Consider the following 16,121-nt stretch of genomic DNA (forward strand, 5'->3'; position numbering starts at 1 on the left):
AAGAATTCGAGCATCCCCGAGGGCGCACCCGGAGAACGGAAAAGAGTTCCCCGGCAGACTCTCCCGGCCTGTCAGCCGGGTTGATCGATGCAGGTCGATCAGCTATCGAATCGTCGGGTACCTAATTCAAACTCAAAGAACCCGATCGCGCCTGGCCCTCCCAAGCCGTCGTCCCTCGCCTCCGCTCTCCGGCAACGCCGCGCCGCGCAATAACTCAATCACATCAACTCAGCATCCGACCGCCAAGCGACAGCTTTCTTCGCCTGCACCAAATCGGACACCGCTTGACTTCAACCATCGCAGCGCGGCGACAGGAGTGACGAATAAAGGCCGCCCGCCTCATCGAACGACGGGCAAGCCACTAGCAAACGGAAAAAAACAAAAATAAAAGATGAATTTCTTCTTAAAAAACAAAATTTAGGACAAAATATTATTATTAAAACAACATTTTCTCGCATCAGCAGGTTATCATGAGGGTCAGCCGCCGGCGGATCGGCATGCCAGCAGTGTTAGCTGAACCACCTTTTAGTAGGGGCTGTGAAAGCACGCTGCAGGTTCGAGTAATCCGCAAGCCTAGGGTTCTTATTCCATATCCCCTATACGGGCTGTATTTGCGCAGCTGGCGACAGAGCAGATGACAGGCCGGAAAGACGGCCATTACCCCACTCATCTGCGATGACGGGCACCGGCAAGATTTGCAACATCCGTGGGCAGATCGGCATACCAGCGGCGCCAGTCGGCATACTCAAGATAGTAGCCACGCAGGAGCTCCTGGCTCCGGCAAGACGCGCAATTGGTTCGAGTAATCTGCAAGCCGAGGCTGATTCGCCTACCCAGTTGGCAGGCACACCAGCAGCGGCGGAGTGCCCGACTGGCTAGCGTAACCGGCCGCATCCTCCAGCACCTCCTCCTTCTCCCAAAGAGCGTTCTGCCGAGCGGACCGACGATTTCGCGCAGAGCCGAATTCCTGCGGATCATTCGATCCGGCAAACAAGAAAGCTGGCGCCAGCCTGGGCGTTCCGTACTAAGAGGCTATTCTTTGAATACCGTCGGCGGATCGGCATGCCGTCAGTGTCAGCTGGCCATTGCTAAGGGTGGCCCGCCGGGTTTAACGGCCCCGGCAAAGCGCGCAGTCGGTTCGAGTAATCCGCAAGCCAAGGGACATCCGCTCCTGCTCCTTGTTGGCAGGCACGCCAATGGCGACAGAGTGCCCGCCTGGCCGGCGTAACCGGCCACACCCCTTTCCCCATGCCGGCCGTAAGCCTTCATAGCCGCTTCGCAAATTGGCTCGCAGCGACAAGTGCCTTGCGGAAGCACGGTATCGAACGAAGACTCGATGGCTGCAAACCAGCCGCCAAGGTGATGCGAGCAACGCCCGGTCGACTCGGCACAGCCCGAACCTGACAGCAGGACTCACTCGCGCAGCAACCGTATGGCGAACTCCCTGGTGGCCTTTACCGCCTCGACGAATACCTTGACGGTTTCGCCGGTCGAGTGATTGAGCATGGTCGCATGTCCGTATTCTTCGATAGCGCTCCGCTCGCCGATGACCACATGCTGAAAAGCCAGATCACCGCTTTCCACATCGACAATCACATATCCCTCCTCGGTCTGGATGGCATAGCGCGGCATAGTCCGGTGGTTCCCCACTACGACTCCCGTAAGCAACATTTGGAACCCCCTGATTGCCATATTAGGAGAGGACTTTTCAGCTTATCAACGAAGCTCTCCGCTTTCAGGGAACCAGCACACAAATCGAAATGTACGATGGACGGGAAATAAAACCGGCGAAATGACAGCTCGCGAATGCCATAGGCATCCCGAGCAGCCAGGACAAACCGGAGGTCGCACCAAGGGCGAAGAATTGCTGCGCCTCGCCACCAGCTAGAACCCGCACCGATTCGGAACACGGGAGCGTATCCACCACAACCATTGACGAGAATGAAAAAAGCGCACGGTGGAAGAAATGACCACCGATAAGCCACGACAAAGAGGGAGTCATTCACCGGCGTGTCCAGGCAGATTTGACGCCATGGCCGACAAAGTCCGGGAAACGCTGGAAAATATCTGGAAAAACAAAAAGGCGACCCTTTCGGATCGCCTTCTAAGCCCCGCGCAATGCGGGTTTTGTTTGGTAGGCACAATTGGACTCGAACCAACGACCCCCACCATGTCAAGGTGGTGCTCTAACCAACTGAGCTATGTGCCTGTCGATGGCCGCGCATTTTACGGACTCGCTCTTCCCTGTCAACACTTTTTTCGGTAACCGACTGAAAAAAAGGATTTTTCCCCGCCATGCCAGGATTCCGACGCGCTAGCCTGAGCAAGACCGCTTCGGTAGCATCGGGTCGATATCGAACATCGGATTAGGGAGCAGCAAGATGGCGCATACCGATTACCCCCTTTCCTATTACGCCGCCACGGCCACCCCCGCCCCGCAGCGTCCGCGGCTCTTCGGGGAGGTCGAAACCGACGTCTGCGTCGTCGGTGCGGGCTATACCGGATTGTCCAGCGCATTGTTCCTACTGGAGAGCGGCTTTCGCGTTGTTCTGCTGGAGGCGGCCAAGGTCGGCTTCGGCGCTTCGGGACGCAACGGTGGGCAGATCGTCAACAGCTACAGCCGCGACATCGACGTGATCGAGCGCAACCTGCCCACCGAGCAGGCCCGGCTGGTCGGCGACATGGCCTTCGAGGGCGGACGTATCCTGCGTGCGCTCGTCGCCCGCTATAACATCCCGTGCGATCTGAAGGACGGTGGCGTATTCGCCGCCTTCACCAGTCGGCAAATGGCCCATCTGCAAGCACAGAAGAAACTCTGGGAGCGCTACGGCCATGACCAGTTGGAGCCGCTGGACGAACGGGACATTCGCGCGGTAGTGGGCAGCCAGCGCTATGTGGGTGGCATGCTGGACAGGAGCGGCGGGCACATCCATCCGCTCAACCTGGCCCTCGGCGAAGCCGCTGCGGTGGAAGCCCTCGGCGGCGCCATCTATGAGCAATCGCCTGCCGTGCGCATCGAATACGGCGCCGAACCACTGGTACACACTCCCGCGGGAAGGGTCAGGGCGAAATTCGTCATATTGGCCGGCAATGCCTACCTGAACGACTTGGTTCCGGAACTGGCGGCCAAATCGATGCCCTGCGGCACCCAGGTGATCGCCACGGAACCCCTGGACGAGACGCTGGCAGCCAGCCTGCTGCCACAGGACTACTGCGTCGAGGACTGCAATTACCTGCTGGACTACTATCGGCTCTCGGCCGAACGACGACTCATCTACGGCGGTGGCGTCATCTACGGTGCCCGCGATCCCCAAGACATCATTGCCATCATCCGACCGAAGATGCTCAGGACCTTTCCGCAATTGCGGCAAGTGAAGATCGACTACGCCTGGAGCGGCAATTTCCTGCTCACCCTCTCCAGGCTGCCCCAAGTCGGACGGATCGGCGACAACGTCTATTACTCCCAGGGCTGCAGTGGCCACGGCGTCACCTATACCCATCTGGCCGGCAAACTGCTCGCCGAGGCCCTGCGCGGCCAGGCCGAACGCTTCGACGCCTTCGCCGCGCTGCCGCATTACCCTTTCCCTGGCGGCCGGCTGCTGCGCGTGCCGTTCACCGCCCTGGGCGCCTGGTACTACAACCTCCGGGACCAGTTGGGCGTCTGATCGGCTGCGGATCAGGGATGCCCATGCGCCGTCGCCGGCAGCCGGTCGGCGGGTAGCGTCAATACGGCCCAGCGCCCGCCCTTCGCCCAGCCACGGTCGAAGTCGGCGAAACTGGCGATCAGGCGGCGCGTGGTTCCCGAGCGCAGGACGAGCTGCTGCTCGCGCCGGTCGAACCCTATCACCACGGCGAATTGCCGGCTCGGCCCCCGCCAGCTCAGGCCCGGATGCTGCAGCACCAGCACCGGGTTGCCGGCCGCCACCTCGACCAGCACGCTCTCCAGTCGCGGCGCCAGGGGAAAGACCTGCATCCCGAGGCGACGGGCAGCGGCCTCCAGCTCCGTCGCCATGGCGTCCTCGCGATCCAGATGCTGCAGCTGAGCCCTGAGCAATCCCGGCGAAGTCTCCAGGCCGCGCTGGTTGAGCATGCTCGTCAGCGCCGCCGGCCCACCCTGGTAATCGCTCTGCGGATAGAAAGGCACGCCGGTCAGCTCGACCCGTTCGGGCAGGCTTGCCGTCTCCGCCGGCAGCACGGGAATACGCGTGCAGGCCGACAACAGTGCGAACAGCCCGAAGAGCAGGATCGCCGGGATCGCATTACGGACACTTTCCACCTGTTCGCCCCCGGCTGCGGCGGACTCGCAATGGAAAGAGGAGAGAATGTCTCGCATATGATCGTCAGCCCGTCTCGTTGCAAAGAACGGCCATTCTAGACGGAACCTTCCACCTCCATTGCCATCGCTTTGCGCAGCGGCGCGATACAGGGATTGGGCTGGTGCAGCGGGTCACCCATGTAGCGGTTGTAGGAGTTGCCGCCCTTGCCGAATTCCCGGTCGAGATTCCGCCGGGCATCGGCGTTGTAGCGTTCCAGCGTCCGTTGCAGGGCAGCCCGGTCCGCGCCCATGGCTCGCGCTAGCCCGTCGATGTCGTCGGCGCGCAGCAGGTAGCCGGCCTCGATCAGCGCCGAGTTGTCCACCGGCTTCGGCCGGGCCAGGCCCATGCCGTACCTGTTCAGCGCCTCGCTGTTGCAGATCAGCCAGCAGAGTGCGTTGGCCCCACCGTCGGCGAACATGGCCTCGACGAAGCTGTGGTAGGAGTTCGACTCGTTGACGAAGCGCCGGCCGGCGCAGTTGACCGCGATCACCCCCGGCTTGGCGCGGTCGGTGACCAGGTGCGGGAAGCGCTCCAGGCTGCCGTCCAGCTTGCGCAGCACCGACACCGACACCGACACCGGCACCGGCACCGGCACCCAGAAAAAGTTGGCGGCCAGGCGCGGGCCGTCGCTGACGTTGTTCTCCAGCGACATGCTCCAGTACCGGACGTCGGTCTTCGGCCGAAAGTCGGCTGCCTGCGCGCCGGCGGCGAAACCGCCGCAGGCCAGCACCACCCTGCTACGCGCCAGCACGCGCCGGCGCTGGCCCCGGTAGTCGATCAGCACACCCTTGACCGCGCCGTCCTCGACGATCAGCGACTCATACGGGCCTCCAGTTCTTGAATTTGTTGTAGCCCGATCCTGCGCCCACGGATTTTCCGGAACAACGTTCCCGTTTGCCTTTCCGCTTGCTAATCGCAACAAATCGGCAAATGACTCACCGCCCATGAAAGAGTTCGTCATCCATTCTCGCGACCTGATTGTCCGCCTGCAGAAGGGCTTAGCCCTGATGCAACTGTTCTCCGAACGCCATCCGCGCCTCAGCGTGCCGCAGGCGGCCAGCCTTTCCGGACTGACCCCGAGTGCGGTGCGGCGCTTCCTACTGCCCCTGGTCCACGACGGCTTCGCCGAAACCGACGGCCGCCACTATTGGCTAACCGCCAAGGCCCTGCGCATCGGCCAGGCCTACGCGGATTTGGCGCAACTACCGCGCATGCTGCGGCCGATCGTCGAGCAGGTGGCGCGCAACACCCAGGAGCATGTCTCGGTGGGCATGTGCGACGGCGACGACATCGTGCACATCGTGCGCAGCCGCTACAGCCATATCGCCTCGCCATCGATCCGTCCCTGCGCGCGGATGCCGATGTACTGCTGCACGGTGAGCGGCCGGCTGTGGCTGGCCATGCTGCCCCCCGGCGCGCAGGACGCCTATTTCGCGCTGGTCGAACTGTGCGCCCCGACGCCCTATACCTTGACCTTGGTAGAGGCGATTCGCGCCGAACTGGCCCGGATCGGCGAACTCGGCCACGCACTGGTGGACCAGGAGTACGAGGTGGGCATGCGCGTGCTGGGTGTGCCGCTGCGCGACCGCGAGGGACAGATGAAGGCCAGCCTGACGCTGACCACCCATGCCGCGCGGATGGGCCCGGAGGAGATGCACGAGCGCCACCTGCCCGCCCTGTACGCAGCCCAGGTCTGCTCAGGCCAATCCTTTGAGAGCCGGTCTTCGCGGCCGGCAGGCCGTCAGCAGCCCTTGAACTTCCGCAGCAATCGTTCCCTCTCAGCAAGCAAGGCTTCCAACCCCCCAAGCCATAGAGGACGCTATGGACCCGATCTCTACTGGAACGGTCGTCGTCTTCACCGCAGCCTCGAGCGGCATCGGCCGCGCCACCGCCCACGCCTTCGCCAAGCGCGGCGCCGGGCTCCTGCTCGCCGCCCGGCGCACGGAGATGCTCGCAAAGGTAGCGCGCCAGTGCCGGGATCTGGGCGGCAGCGCCTTCGCCCTGGGCACCGACGTGAGCCGCGAGGAGGACGTCGAAAAGCTGGCGCGTCAGGCCATCGTCCGCTTCGACCTGTGGTTCAACAACGTAGGAGTCGGCGTATTCGGCCGGCTGGAGGATATTCCTTCCGAGGCCTGGCGCCGAGTGATCGAAACCAACGTCTTCGGCTACATGTACGGCACCAAGGCGGCGATACGCCAATTTCGCACCCAGGGCCACGGCATTTCGATCGACGACGCCTCCATCGTCGGGGGCCTCGCCAAACCGGACTCTACCGCCTACGCCACCAGCAAATTCGCTGTGCGAGGCCTCTTCGAGGCCCTGCGCCAGGAAGTGTCGGGCCAGCCGAGCATCCATGTCCGCACTGTCCTGCCCGCGCTCATCGATACACCCTGCTTCGAGCATATGGCCAACTTCAGCCAGTACCGGGTACGTGCCGCACCGCCGGTCCACAGGCCGGAGAAGGTCGCCCACATGGTCGTGGACCTGGTACGGTCTCCGCATGCCGAAACCGTCGTCGGCGGGGCCGGACGCGCAACCGTCCTGCTGAAACGCCCGGTCCCTGGGCTGATGACGCGGTTCAACACCCGGATGCTCCATCGCGGTTTTCTCGCCGGTGAGCCAGGCGCACAAACCAGCGGCACCCTGTTCGAGCCGATGTACGACGGGCACAGCGTCCACGGCGGCTGGCGCGAGGGCGCCAACAACGGCGGCGTGCCGTCGTTGCCGGTCCTGGCCCCGATCGGTCTTCCGCTCGGCATCCGGCTCTGGCGAATCCCGAGCCGGGCATGGCGCCCGGGATGACCGCTATCGCCTTTTCGTTCCGAATGCCCCGGCCGAGGCCGGAGAGATCGCGCCAAGGAGGTCGCTATGAACGATCGGACAACGCTCATCCTGTCCGGAGGAAACGCGCTCGGCGCCTACGAGGCCGGCGCCTACGAAACGCTGCATGAGCGGGGTTTGCAGCCTGCGCGGTTTGTCGCCGTTTCCACCGGCGCGATCAATGCCGCGCTCATTGCCGGCAATCCTCCGGAAAAGCAGATGGACTGCCTGCGCCGTTTCTGGGCGATGGTCGCGCAGGACACCGCGGCCTGGCTCCTCGGGCCGGCCTACTGGTCGACGGCTTTCGACAGCGGGCGAGCGCGCATCATGCCATCGGCTCTGCTCGGCAACGCGAACATCTACCATCCGCGCTTTCCGGGCGCCCTGTCGATGCTGCCGGGCATGCCCATGGACAGCAGCCTCTATGACCTTGGTCCCTTGCGTGAACGCCTGAAGAAAGTCGTCGACTTCGGCCGGCTAAACAGCGGGGAAACCCGGATGATCGTCGTCACCGTGGACGCCCACAGCGGCGAGGAGGTGCGCTTCGACACGGCCGAGGGGCCGATCGGGGTCGACCACTTGTTGGCGAGCTGCGGCTTCCCGCCCTTCTTTCCACCGGTCGAGATCGATGGTCGCCTGCTGGTCGACGGCGCCATGACCTCGAACCTACCCCTCGAGGCCGCGCTGGAGGAGCATGTCGCGGAGGACCGTTTGTGCATCGCGCTGGACCTGCTGTGCCGGGAAAACGACGGGCTGCATACCGTCGGACAGGCCATCGACCGGCAACTCGAACTGCTGCTTTCCTCCCAGACGTGGAAGGCGTTGAAGAACCTGCGCCAAGTCCACGCGTTGCGCCGCCAATTGCGCCTGCTCGGCGAGCGACTGCCAGCCGAACTGCGCACCGACCCGGCCCTGACACCGGCGCTGGCGGAGGGCGAAAAACTCGGCGGTGCCACCACGCTGCTCCTGCTTGCCCATACCAGGGTGCTCCACGATGCCGAATTGCGGGCGCTCGACTTCTCCCGCCCCGTACTGACCGAGCGCTGGGAAAGCGGCCGTGCCGATATGGCGCAGGCTCTGCAGGCCCTGGGCAGCCGGCGCGCCGCGCCGGGAGAGTTCATCGTACTAACCTTCAGCGGTGGCGAGGCCAGGGAACTCCCCGACGCGGATATGACCTGAGCTCAGGCGGCGAGCCCCTATCTACCTCCGGGGTCCGCCCCCAGGTTCTTCGGGAGCCGGCCACGGGGCTGGGCCTCCCGCTCGATCTCTTTCGAGCATCCGAAGACAGACTATCGATCGGCGACCGTTCCGGACCTGAGTGATCCCCACAAAATCACCCGAGCTTCTGGGCTTGCCGGTGGACCTCCCGCCGCAGGGCCAGCTCCAGCTCCCGCAGTCTACCCCGGGAAGTGTCTCCCGCATGAGTGCGTGCATACTCCAGCCCCAACCGCCACAGCGACAGCACGCGTTTGCACTTGAGACTGTTGCTCTGGAATCGCCGCTCGTGCCCCGCCTCTCGCGCCTGCAGGCCCAGCAGGTACAGTGCGTAGCTGGCCAGCACGGCAATCAGCAGCAGGATCTCGATGCGCCGCGGGCAGCGGCTTCGATGCAGCTCCAGGCCAAACCCCAGCCGATGGCTCTTCAGGTCGCGAAAGCCTTCCTCGACCTGCATGCGCCGCTTGTAGATCGCTGCGACCCGCGCGGCATTCCACTGCGCCTCGGGCAGGTTGCTGGCCAGCAGCCAGGGCTCGCTTTCGCGCTGTGCGTTTTGCCGGCTGCGTTTATCCCGGGCCACGGTTCCGGTGATGCGCCGGTGCTTGCGCCCCCGTGGCGCATGCTTTACCGCGTAGAGTGGGGTGGACCAGGGCGCCGAGCGCGTCATTTCGAGGCAGCCGAGCCGTTTCGGCGATGCCCGAGGCCAGGGCGTACAGGCTTTTCACCGGCTGCCAGGGCTGCTCGCCGAATCGGCACAGGTCGCGATTGCGCACACGGCCGAGGTAATGCCAGCCCATGGCTTCGACGGCCTGGAACCATGGCCGCCGGAAACCGGCATCGATGACCAGGATGGGCGTGCAGCCGGCTGGCAGCATCGCCGCGAGCGCCTCGAGCAGGCGTTTCTGGCAACGCGGGCAGCCCTCGCGCGGATGGACGACTTCGCACACCGGTAGCGAGCGTCCGGCCAGTGGGATCGCGGCGCGCAGCAGGAACAGCTTGCCGGCGGCATCGATCGGCGACCAGTCCACCAGGATCAGGGGATGCCTGAGCGAGCCCAGCAGGGCGCGGAGCATGGCCCAGTAGAACAACTCTCGCTCGGCCTGTCGGTTGCCAAGCAGGCGGTCGACTCGCTTGATGGCATGCCTGGGCCAGGCCGGGCCAGGCAGGGAACGCCCCAGTACGGTCAGGGTCAGGCAGCGGCCCTGCAGCAAGGCGGCCACCGCGGCCATCAGGGCTTCGAGACGGCGGGCATGGATCGTGGGGAGTGCCTTGGCGAAGGCGGCGTGCAAGAATTGGACGGTCTGCATGGGGCTGGGGACGCTGTTTTTGTTTGGCGACAACCAACGTGCCCGTCCATGCAGGCCTCTTCAAGCCCTACTCAATTGATTTTCTTGGAAAGTTTCTGGGGATGACTCAGGCTCCGGACGAACACCGCTTTTCGCCTTTAGACTGCCGATCGGCCCCATGGAGCAGCCCCTGTAACGATGCGCCGGGACAAGTGCTCCCGGCGTCCACCGCAAGCGCCTCAGGAAGACTGGCCTAAGCTTTGACCTGTCCGCTGCGGACAATCGCCATCGGGAGGGATTGGAAATGATCGACATCGATAAACAAAACTCCACGGGCAGCCCCCGGGATGCCAGGCATCCTCTGGAACATTGGCACCCGCTGGATCGACTGCGCCGACAGGTCGATCACCTGTTCTCCGACCTCGGCCGCAAGGCACTGCGTAACCCCTTCGGCCACGGCCCGTTCGACAGCGAGCCGCGATGGTCGCGGGAACCGTCCGGCCAGGGCATACCGGCGGTGGACATCAACGACAAGGGCACGGCCTACGAGATCTCCGCCGAACTGCCCGGCATGCACGAGCGGGACATCGAGGTCAAATTGTCCAGCGGCTGCCTGACCATCCGGGGAGAGAAGAAGGAAGAATACGAGGCCCGGAAGAAGAACGCCTACGTCGCCGAACGCTACTACGGCTCCTTCCAGCGCAGTTTCGCCCTGCCTCCGGAAGTCGATGCCGGACGCATCGAGGCGCGCTTCGATAAGGGCGTGCTGACCTTGAGCCTGCCGAAGAAGGCCGAAACGCTCGGTGCCGAGAAGAGCATCCCGATCAAGGCCGATTGAGCGATCGGTTCCCCGCCCGCGCCGGTCGGGCGTCAGCGGCAGGCATCGAAATCCAGCGCGAGGCAGCTGTCGAAGCACCGTTCCCGCCCGCTCAGCGGATCGACGAAGTTCAGGCTCTGCGCCAGCAACTGCAGCGGCCGGCAATAATCGTCGATCTCCCGCCGGGAACGCTCCAGCAGGCGCGGATAGAGCGGATCGTTGCAGATCCCCGCGCCCAGCGCGGCCATGTGCACGCGCAACTGGTGGGTCTTGCCGGTGACCGGATGCAGCACGTAACGCCACAGCGCCCCCCTGCGCTCGCCCGGTTCGACGCGGGTCTCGCTGTTCGGCTCGCCCTCGGCCTCGCGCATCAGGAAGAAAGGTTCGCCCTTGACCAGCCGGCTCCGGCGCAGCAGCGGGAAGCTCAACCCCGGCAACGCCGGGGCGATGGCCGCGTAAACCTTGCGGATTCGCCGTTCGCGGAACAGCGCCTGATAGCGCCCGCGACTCGCCCGATTGCAGGAGAACAACACCAGCCCGGCGGTGAGCCGGTCGATGCGGTGCAACGGCACCAGGTCGGGATTACCGAGGCGGCGCACCAGGCGCGCCAGCAGGGTCTGCTCGACGTACTCGCCGACCGGGGCGACCGGCAAGAAATGCGGCTTGTCCGCCACCACCAAATGGTCGTCCGCGTGCAGCACCGCTTCGGCGAAGGGAATCGGCGTTTCCGCCGCCACCTCGCGGAAGTAGTGGACGCGCAACGCCTCGCGGTAGGGATACTCAGGCCCCAGGACGTTCCCCTCGCCGTCCAGCACCCGGCCGCGGCGCATGCGTTCCAGCCAGATTTCTCGGCCGATCGCCGGAAAGTGCGCGCAGAGGCAATCGAGCACGGTGCGCCAGTCGCCGCGCGGCAGATGCAGGACGCTAGGGCGGAGGCTGGCGGCAAAAGCATCGGACATGGCGAAAGGACTCCAGCGACGAAAGCGCATTAGGCCCCAGCGAAGGTCTGCCGTCAAAGGCCCTACGAGTGCCATAATACTTGGCCCCGCCGCCTGCGCCCCGGTGCGGCATCGACCATGAACCGCACGCCCGCGAGCGAAGGAGCGCTCCGGGCCGCCCGATCGACATTCCGGACATGCCGACAGACCTTCCGCCCCCATCCGCGACTTCCGCCCTGCCCCCAGTGCTCGCCGGCCCGCTGCTACGCCGGCTGAGCCCGGAGCGCCTGATCCTTTGGCTGGTCGGTTCGCGGCCTCTACAGTTGTCGCTGCAACTGGCCTGCGCCGGCTCGCAGCAGCACCTCGTCGCGCTCGACGCGCCCCTCTGCCGCCGCCTGCGCGTCGGCACCCACGCCTGGCTGCATCTGATAGACGTGCCGCTGGACACGCCGCTGCCCACGGACACCCCGATCGAATACGACCTGCTGCTGGAAGAGGACGGCCGCCGGAGCGGCATCGCCGACTGGGCGCCGCATCTTCTGTACGAGGGTGCCAGGCGGCCGGAATTCCTGCTCAAGTCGCATCTCGACAACCTGCTGCACGGCTCCTGCCGCAAACCGCACTTCCCCGGCGCGGACGGCCTGGCCAAGGTCGACAGCCTGCTCGCCGGCCTGCGCGAGCGGCCGCAGGCGCGGCCAGCGCTGCTGATGCTGAGCGGCGACCAGATCTACGCCGACGATGTCGCCGGCCCGATGCTGGCGGCCATCCATGCGTTGATCCGTCGCCTCGGCCTCTACGGCGAACAGCTCGAAGGTGCCCTGGTCACCGACAGCGACGCGCTCTACGCCCATCCCCTGACCTATTACCGGCGCGAGGACCTGCTGCCCGCCTTCAAGTCCAGCGAGGCCCTACGCGAACGCTTCTTCGGCGGCGTGGAAAAACCGGTGTTCACTAGCGCCAACGCCCACAACCACCTGGTCACCCTCGCCGAGGTGCTGGCGATGTACCTGCTGGTCTGGTCGCCGCTGCCCTGGACGCTGATCCGCCCCGCGCGACCGGCGCTGGATGCCGACCTCGCCGAGCGCTACGCCACGGAACAGGCCTGTCTCGACGGCTTCCTCGCCCAATTGCCGCAGGCCGCCCGTGCCCTGGCGCATCTGCCGTGCCTGATGATCTTCGACGACCACGATGTCACTGACGACTGGAACCTGTCCGCGCGCTGGGAAGAAACCGCCTACGGCCACCCCTTTTCCCGGCGCATCATCGGCAATGCGCTGATCGCCTATGTCTTGTGCCAGGGCTGGGGCAACGACCCGGATGCGTTCGGCGAGATACTGCAACGGATCGAGGCGCTGACCGCGGACGCCGACGATCGCCTCGACGACGCGGCCCAGGACGAACTGATCGACGAGTTGCTGAAATTCCAGAGCTGGCACTACCGGCTACCGACCACGCCGCCCCTGATCGTGCTGGACACCCGCACTCGCCGCTGGCGCAGCGAGAGCCACCCGAGCCGCCCATCCGGACTGATGGATTGGGAAGCCCTCAGCGAACTGCAGCAGGAACTGCTCGACGAACAGGCCGCGGTGATCGTCTCGCCGGCGCCGATCTTTGGAGTCAAGCTGATCGAGGCCGTCCAGCGCCTGTTCACCCTGGCCGGCCACCCGCTGCTGGTCGACGCGGAGAACTGGATGGCCCATCGCGGCTCGGCGAAAGTGATCCTCAACATCTTCCGCCATTCGCGCACCCCCGCCAATTACGTGATCCTCTCCGGCGATGTGCATTATTCTTTCGCCTACGACGTGCGCATCCGTCACCGCAGCGGCGGACCGCAGATCTGGCAGATCACCAGCAGCGGCATCAAGAACGAATTTCCCGCCAGCCTGCTCACCTGTTTCGACCGGCTCAATCGCTGGCTCTACACACCCTGGTCGCCGCTCAACTGGCTGACCAAGCGGCGCCGGATGGAGGTGGTGCCGCGCATTCCCCATCGCGGTCGGCGCGGCGAGCGCCTGTGGAACGGCTCCGGCATCGGCCAGCTACTGCTCGACGTCCTGGGCCGTCCCCGCAGCATCCTCCAGCACAATGCCGACGGCTCGGCGCCTATCCGCTTCGTCCGCTCGGCGGAACTGAAGCGGGCGTCCGGCCAGGCCAAGGATGGCATCGTCAAAAACGCCCGGCTGCGTCGCGGCAAGGCGGAGTGAGCAAAGCGCACGCACGGCGAGAGGGCAGGCAGAAAGCCAGCGGAACGTCCAAAAAGGCTCGTCTTGAAGAGGAACAAGCTGTACTTTAGCCAAACGCCTCGGCCCTGCGTCGATACAGCGCAGGAGCCGGGCAAACCTGCCCGAGCGGAGCAAATCCGCCTGGCAGCAAGAACAATAATTAGGCACGTTGGCTACGGCACGGCATGCCTTTGGCCACCCGGAAACAGTGATCCGGATGGTCCCTTGTGTATCCGCTGCACCATAAAACCAAAAAGGCCAGGCACCCCGGCTGACCGCCAGGGGGAGACCGGAGCCATTCAAAAAAACGACTACCCCATACCGCCTTTCAGGAGTTTTTCTATGACCATCGCTTCTCAGCATGATTTGCGACGACAGTTCCGAGCTTTGCTGGAGTCCAACACCTGCTACGACGCCGCCTCGGTGTTCGACCCGATGTCGGCGCGCATCGCCGGCGATCTGAAGTTCGAGGTCGGCATCCTCGGCGGCTCGGTTGCCGCCCTGCAGGTGCTCGCCGCCCCGGACTACGCGCTGATCACCCTCAGCGAGTTCGTCGAGCAGGCCACCCGCATCGGCCGCGTCGCCTGCCTGCCGATCATCGCCGACGCCGACCATGGCTATGGCAACGCGATCAACGCCATGCGCACCGTGGCCGAACTGGAACGCGCCGGCGTCGCCGCGCTGACCCTCGAAGATACCCTGCTGCCGCCCAAGTACGGGCACAAGACCACCGACCTGATCCCCCTGGACGAGGCCGTGGGCAAGATCCGCGCCGCCCTGGCGGCACGCCTCGATCCGCAGTTGAGCATCATCGCCCGCACCAACGCCGAACAGCTCAGCGTCGAGGAGACCATCGGACGGGCCAAGGCCTACCAGGCCGCCGGCGCGGACGGCATCTGCATGATCGGCATCCGGGACTTCGAGCATCTGGAGGCCATCGCCCCGCATCTGGACGCGCCGCTGATGCTGATCACCTACGGGAATCCCAAACTGAAGGACATGAGCCGCCTGGCCGAGAACGGCGTGCGCATCGTGGTGAACGGGCATGCCGCCTACTTCTCCGCGATCAAGGCCACCTACGACCGCCTGCGCGAACAGCGCGGCATCAGCCCGTCCGACCTGAGCGCCAAGGAACTCTGCACCAAGTACTCGACCCTGAACGAGTATCACGTCTTCGCCCGCGAGTTCATGAACGTTCAGGAGTGACCCTCCGCCGGGCCTGTCTCGTGACGCCACCAGGGTGCCACGGGCTGGCCCCCCTCCATGGCCTCATTGCCGCTATCCTCTCCCGTCCCGCTGGACGACACCGTTGTTGGCGGCAGGCTTGCCCGAGGGCGGTCCGCCCACGGTGACCTGCGGCAGGACGCCCCCGACGAACTCGATGCTGCGCGTGGGAAAGGCGAACCGCACCTGCATCTCGCGCAGGCCCTGCAGCAGACCCAGGTTGATCTCCTGCTGGATGTCCATGTAACGGTTGTAGTCCGCGCTGAGCACGATGTAGACCACGTCGAAGGTCAGTTGGCTTTCATCGAAGGACAAAAAATGCGCACGGTCGAAACGGGTACCCTCGATCCCCTGGATGATCCGCCGGACCAGCGCCGCGACCTCGCGTACCTTCTCCACCGGCGTGTTGTAGGCGATGCCGAACTTGAACTGGATCCTCCGAGTGTCCATGCGCTTGTAGTTGTGCAGGGTCCTGGTCAGCATGTCGGAGTTGGCGCAAACGATCTGCTCGCCGCTCAGGCTGCGGATGCGGGTGGTTTTCATACCGATGTGCTCGATGGTCCCGGCCACATCGCCGAAGGCCACGAAATCGCCGACCTCGAAGGGCTTGTCCATGCCGATCGACAGCGAGGCGAAAATATCGCCGAGCACCGTCTGCACCGCTAGGGCGATAGCGATGCCGCCGATCCCCAGACTGGCGACCATGGCGGTGATGTTCACCCCGAGATTGGCGAAGATCGACAACAGCATCATCGCCCAGATCAGGACACGGAAGATGATGCCGATGATCGCCGTGGTCACCGGATTGCGCACCCTGCCGTTGTGCGCCAGGCTGTCCATCCACAGGCGGATGCCGGTGTCGAGCCACAGCGCCAGTTGGAAAGCCAGGGCAATGAACCAGCCATGGGACAACATGTCTTCCCAGCGCGGCGACAGTTCCACCACCTTCAGGCCGATGAGCAGCGAGAAGGCGAAGACCAGCAGGTGGCTGGTATGCGCGAGCATTTCCGCGATGAAACCGTAGAACCGCCCCCGCGCCGCCAGCGTCCGCATCCTGCGGCCGACGATGCCGAGGATGCCGCGCAGCAGCCAGTAGCTGGCCAGGGTCACGGCCAGCAGCAGGGCGAGATTCGTCCAGAGACTTTCGTTCAGCAGGGTTTGCCAGTCCAGCTCTTGCCAATCTAGCTCCGTCCAATTCATGGCGTGGAATCCTCCGAGCAAGGCGATCAGATAGGAAAAAAGCTCCGTTCTTTTTTCGGTGACCACTGATCCCGGAAGTTCCC

At 64.6% G+C, this 16,121-nt stretch carries 11 protein-coding genes, 1 tRNA gene and 3 pseudogenes; 7 read left to right on the plus strand and 8 right to left on the minus strand.

Features of this window, described 5'->3' with window-relative positions:
• Positions 1–1,413: 1,413 nt before the first annotated feature.
• From ACGI6K_RS13000 to ACGI6K_RS13010, 3 genes are all read right to left on the minus strand, one after another.
• The gene (locus tag ACGI6K_RS13000; RefSeq protein ID WP_376942839.1) at positions 1,414–1,632 is read right to left on the minus strand and encodes a hypothetical protein; all 219 of its coding nucleotides are present in this window, start codon (positions 1,630–1,632) and stop codon (positions 1,414–1,416) included.
• 103 nt (positions 1,633–1,735) lie between these two features.
• Positions 1,736–2,002 carry a hypothetical protein gene (locus tag ACGI6K_RS13005; protein ID WP_376942837.1) on the minus strand — a complete coding sequence of 89 codons (267 nt, stop codon included), beginning with the start codon at positions 2,000–2,002 and terminating at the stop codon, positions 1,736–1,738.
• A gap of 130 nt (positions 2,003–2,132) precedes the next feature.
• Positions 2,133–2,209: transfer RNA gene (locus ACGI6K_RS13010), tRNA-Val, on the minus strand.
• Positions 2,210–2,381: 172 nt separating this feature from the next.
• On the opposite strand from ACGI6K_RS13010, the gene ACGI6K_RS13015 reads away from it, so the two are divergent.
• Positions 2,382–3,665, plus strand: coding sequence for an NAD(P)/FAD-dependent oxidoreductase (locus tag ACGI6K_RS13015; protein WP_376942835.1), 1,284 nt, complete (start codon positions 2,382–2,384; stop codon positions 3,663–3,665).
• A gap of 11 nt (positions 3,666–3,676) precedes the next feature.
• Here ACGI6K_RS13015 and ACGI6K_RS13020 read toward each other — a convergent pair whose 3' ends face one another.
• Together ACGI6K_RS13020 and ACGI6K_RS13025 are read right to left on the minus strand one after the other, a co-directional pair.
• Positions 3,677–4,276: a PA2778 family cysteine peptidase gene (locus ACGI6K_RS13020; protein ID WP_376942833.1), complete on the minus strand. Its 600-nt coding sequence runs from the start codon at positions 4,274–4,276 to the stop codon at positions 3,677–3,679.
• Between the two features lie 125 nt (positions 4,277–4,401).
• Positions 4,402–5,136: pseudogene (locus ACGI6K_RS13025) on the minus strand (FAD-binding protein); the annotation flags it as partial.
• A 124-nt stretch (positions 5,137–5,260) separates the two neighbouring features.
• On the opposite strand from ACGI6K_RS13025, the pseudogene ACGI6K_RS13030 reads away from it, so the two are divergent.
• The 3 genes and pseudogenes from ACGI6K_RS13030 to ACGI6K_RS13040 all read left to right on the plus strand — a co-directional run bounded on the left by ACGI6K_RS13030 (position 5,261) and on the right by ACGI6K_RS13040 (position 8,315).
• Positions 5,261–6,030, plus strand: a pseudogene (locus tag ACGI6K_RS13030) (IclR family transcriptional regulator domain-containing protein).
• Between the two features lie 107 nt (positions 6,031–6,137).
• Positions 6,138–7,118, plus strand: coding sequence for an SDR family NAD(P)-dependent oxidoreductase (locus ACGI6K_RS13035; protein ID WP_376942831.1), 981 nt, complete (start codon positions 6,138–6,140; stop codon positions 7,116–7,118).
• A 66-nt stretch (positions 7,119–7,184) separates the two neighbouring features.
• Positions 7,185–8,315 (plus strand): patatin-like phospholipase family protein, encoded by a 1,131-nt coding sequence (locus tag ACGI6K_RS13040; RefSeq protein WP_376942829.1) that lies wholly within the window; start codon positions 7,185–7,187, stop codon positions 8,313–8,315.
• Positions 8,316–8,469: 154 nt separating this feature from the next.
• Here the strand turns inward: ACGI6K_RS13040 and ACGI6K_RS13045 are convergent.
• Positions 8,470–9,658: pseudogene (locus ACGI6K_RS13045) on the minus strand (IS4 family transposase).
• Between the two features lie 283 nt (positions 9,659–9,941).
• Between ACGI6K_RS13045 and ACGI6K_RS13050 the strand changes: the two are divergent.
• The gene (locus tag ACGI6K_RS13050) at positions 9,942–10,475 is read left to right on the plus strand and encodes an Hsp20/alpha crystallin family protein (RefSeq protein ID WP_376946974.1); all 534 of its coding nucleotides are present in this window, start codon (positions 9,942–9,944) and stop codon (positions 10,473–10,475) included.
• Positions 10,476–10,507: 32 nt separating this feature from the next.
• Here ACGI6K_RS13050 and ACGI6K_RS13055 read toward each other — a convergent pair whose 3' ends face one another.
• Positions 10,508–11,413 (minus strand): pseudouridine synthase, encoded by a 906-nt coding sequence (locus ACGI6K_RS13055; protein ID WP_376946976.1) that lies wholly within the window; start codon positions 11,411–11,413, stop codon positions 10,508–10,510.
• Between the two features lie 176 nt (positions 11,414–11,589).
• Here ACGI6K_RS13055 and ACGI6K_RS13060 point away from each other — a divergent pair, with 176 nt between their 5' ends.
• Both ACGI6K_RS13060 and ACGI6K_RS13065 read left to right on the plus strand, forming a co-directional pair.
• Positions 11,590–13,596, plus strand: coding sequence for an alkaline phosphatase D family protein (locus ACGI6K_RS13060; protein ID WP_376946978.1), 2,007 nt, complete (start codon positions 11,590–11,592; stop codon positions 13,594–13,596).
• Positions 13,597–13,956: 360 nt separating this feature from the next.
• Positions 13,957–14,820, plus strand: coding sequence for an isocitrate lyase/PEP mutase family protein (locus ACGI6K_RS13065; protein ID WP_376946980.1), 864 nt, complete (start codon positions 13,957–13,959; stop codon positions 14,818–14,820).
• A gap of 72 nt (positions 14,821–14,892) precedes the next feature.
• Here the strand turns inward: ACGI6K_RS13065 and ACGI6K_RS13070 are convergent, their stop codons facing one another.
• Positions 14,893–16,008 carry a mechanosensitive ion channel family protein gene (locus tag ACGI6K_RS13070; protein ID WP_376947032.1) on the minus strand — a complete coding sequence of 372 codons (1,116 nt, stop codon included), beginning with the start codon at positions 16,006–16,008 and terminating at the stop codon, positions 14,893–14,895.
• Positions 16,009–16,121 lie beyond the last annotated feature (113 nt).

Source organism: Azorhizophilus paspali (assembly GCF_043587585.2).
In the GTDB taxonomy this organism is placed as follows: Bacteria; Pseudomonadota; Gammaproteobacteria; order Pseudomonadales; family Pseudomonadaceae; genus Azotobacter; species Azotobacter paspali.

What these genes read in the sequence shown, in the direction of transcription:
- ACGI6K_RS13000 (WP_376942839.1), bottom strand. Translation starts at nt 1,632, where the DNA reads ATGCCGCGCTATGCCATCCAGACCGAGGAGGGATATGTGATTGTCGAT.
- ACGI6K_RS13005 (WP_376942837.1), bottom strand. Translation starts at nt 2,002, where the DNA reads ATGACTCCCTCTTTGTCGTGGCTTATCGGTGGTCATTTCTTCCACCGT.
- ACGI6K_RS13015 (WP_376942835.1), top strand. Translation starts at nt 2,382, where the DNA reads ATGGCGCATACCGATTACCCCCTTTCCTATTACGCCGCCACGGCCACC.
- ACGI6K_RS13035 (WP_376942831.1), top strand. Translation starts at nt 6,138, where the DNA reads ATGGACCCGATCTCTACTGGAACGGTCGTCGTCTTCACCGCAGCCTCG.
- ACGI6K_RS13040 (WP_376942829.1), top strand. Translation starts at nt 7,185, where the DNA reads ATGAACGATCGGACAACGCTCATCCTGTCCGGAGGAAACGCGCTCGGC.
- ACGI6K_RS13050 (WP_376946974.1), top strand. Translation starts at nt 9,942, where the DNA reads ATGATCGACATCGATAAACAAAACTCCACGGGCAGCCCCCGGGATGCC.
- ACGI6K_RS13055 (WP_376946976.1), bottom strand. Translation starts at nt 11,413, where the DNA reads ATGTCCGATGCTTTTGCCGCCAGCCTCCGCCCTAGCGTCCTGCATCTG.
- ACGI6K_RS13060 (WP_376946978.1), top strand. Translation starts at nt 11,590, where the DNA reads ATGCCGACAGACCTTCCGCCCCCATCCGCGACTTCCGCCCTGCCCCCA.
- ACGI6K_RS13065 (WP_376946980.1), top strand. Translation starts at nt 13,957, where the DNA reads ATGACCATCGCTTCTCAGCATGATTTGCGACGACAGTTCCGAGCTTTG.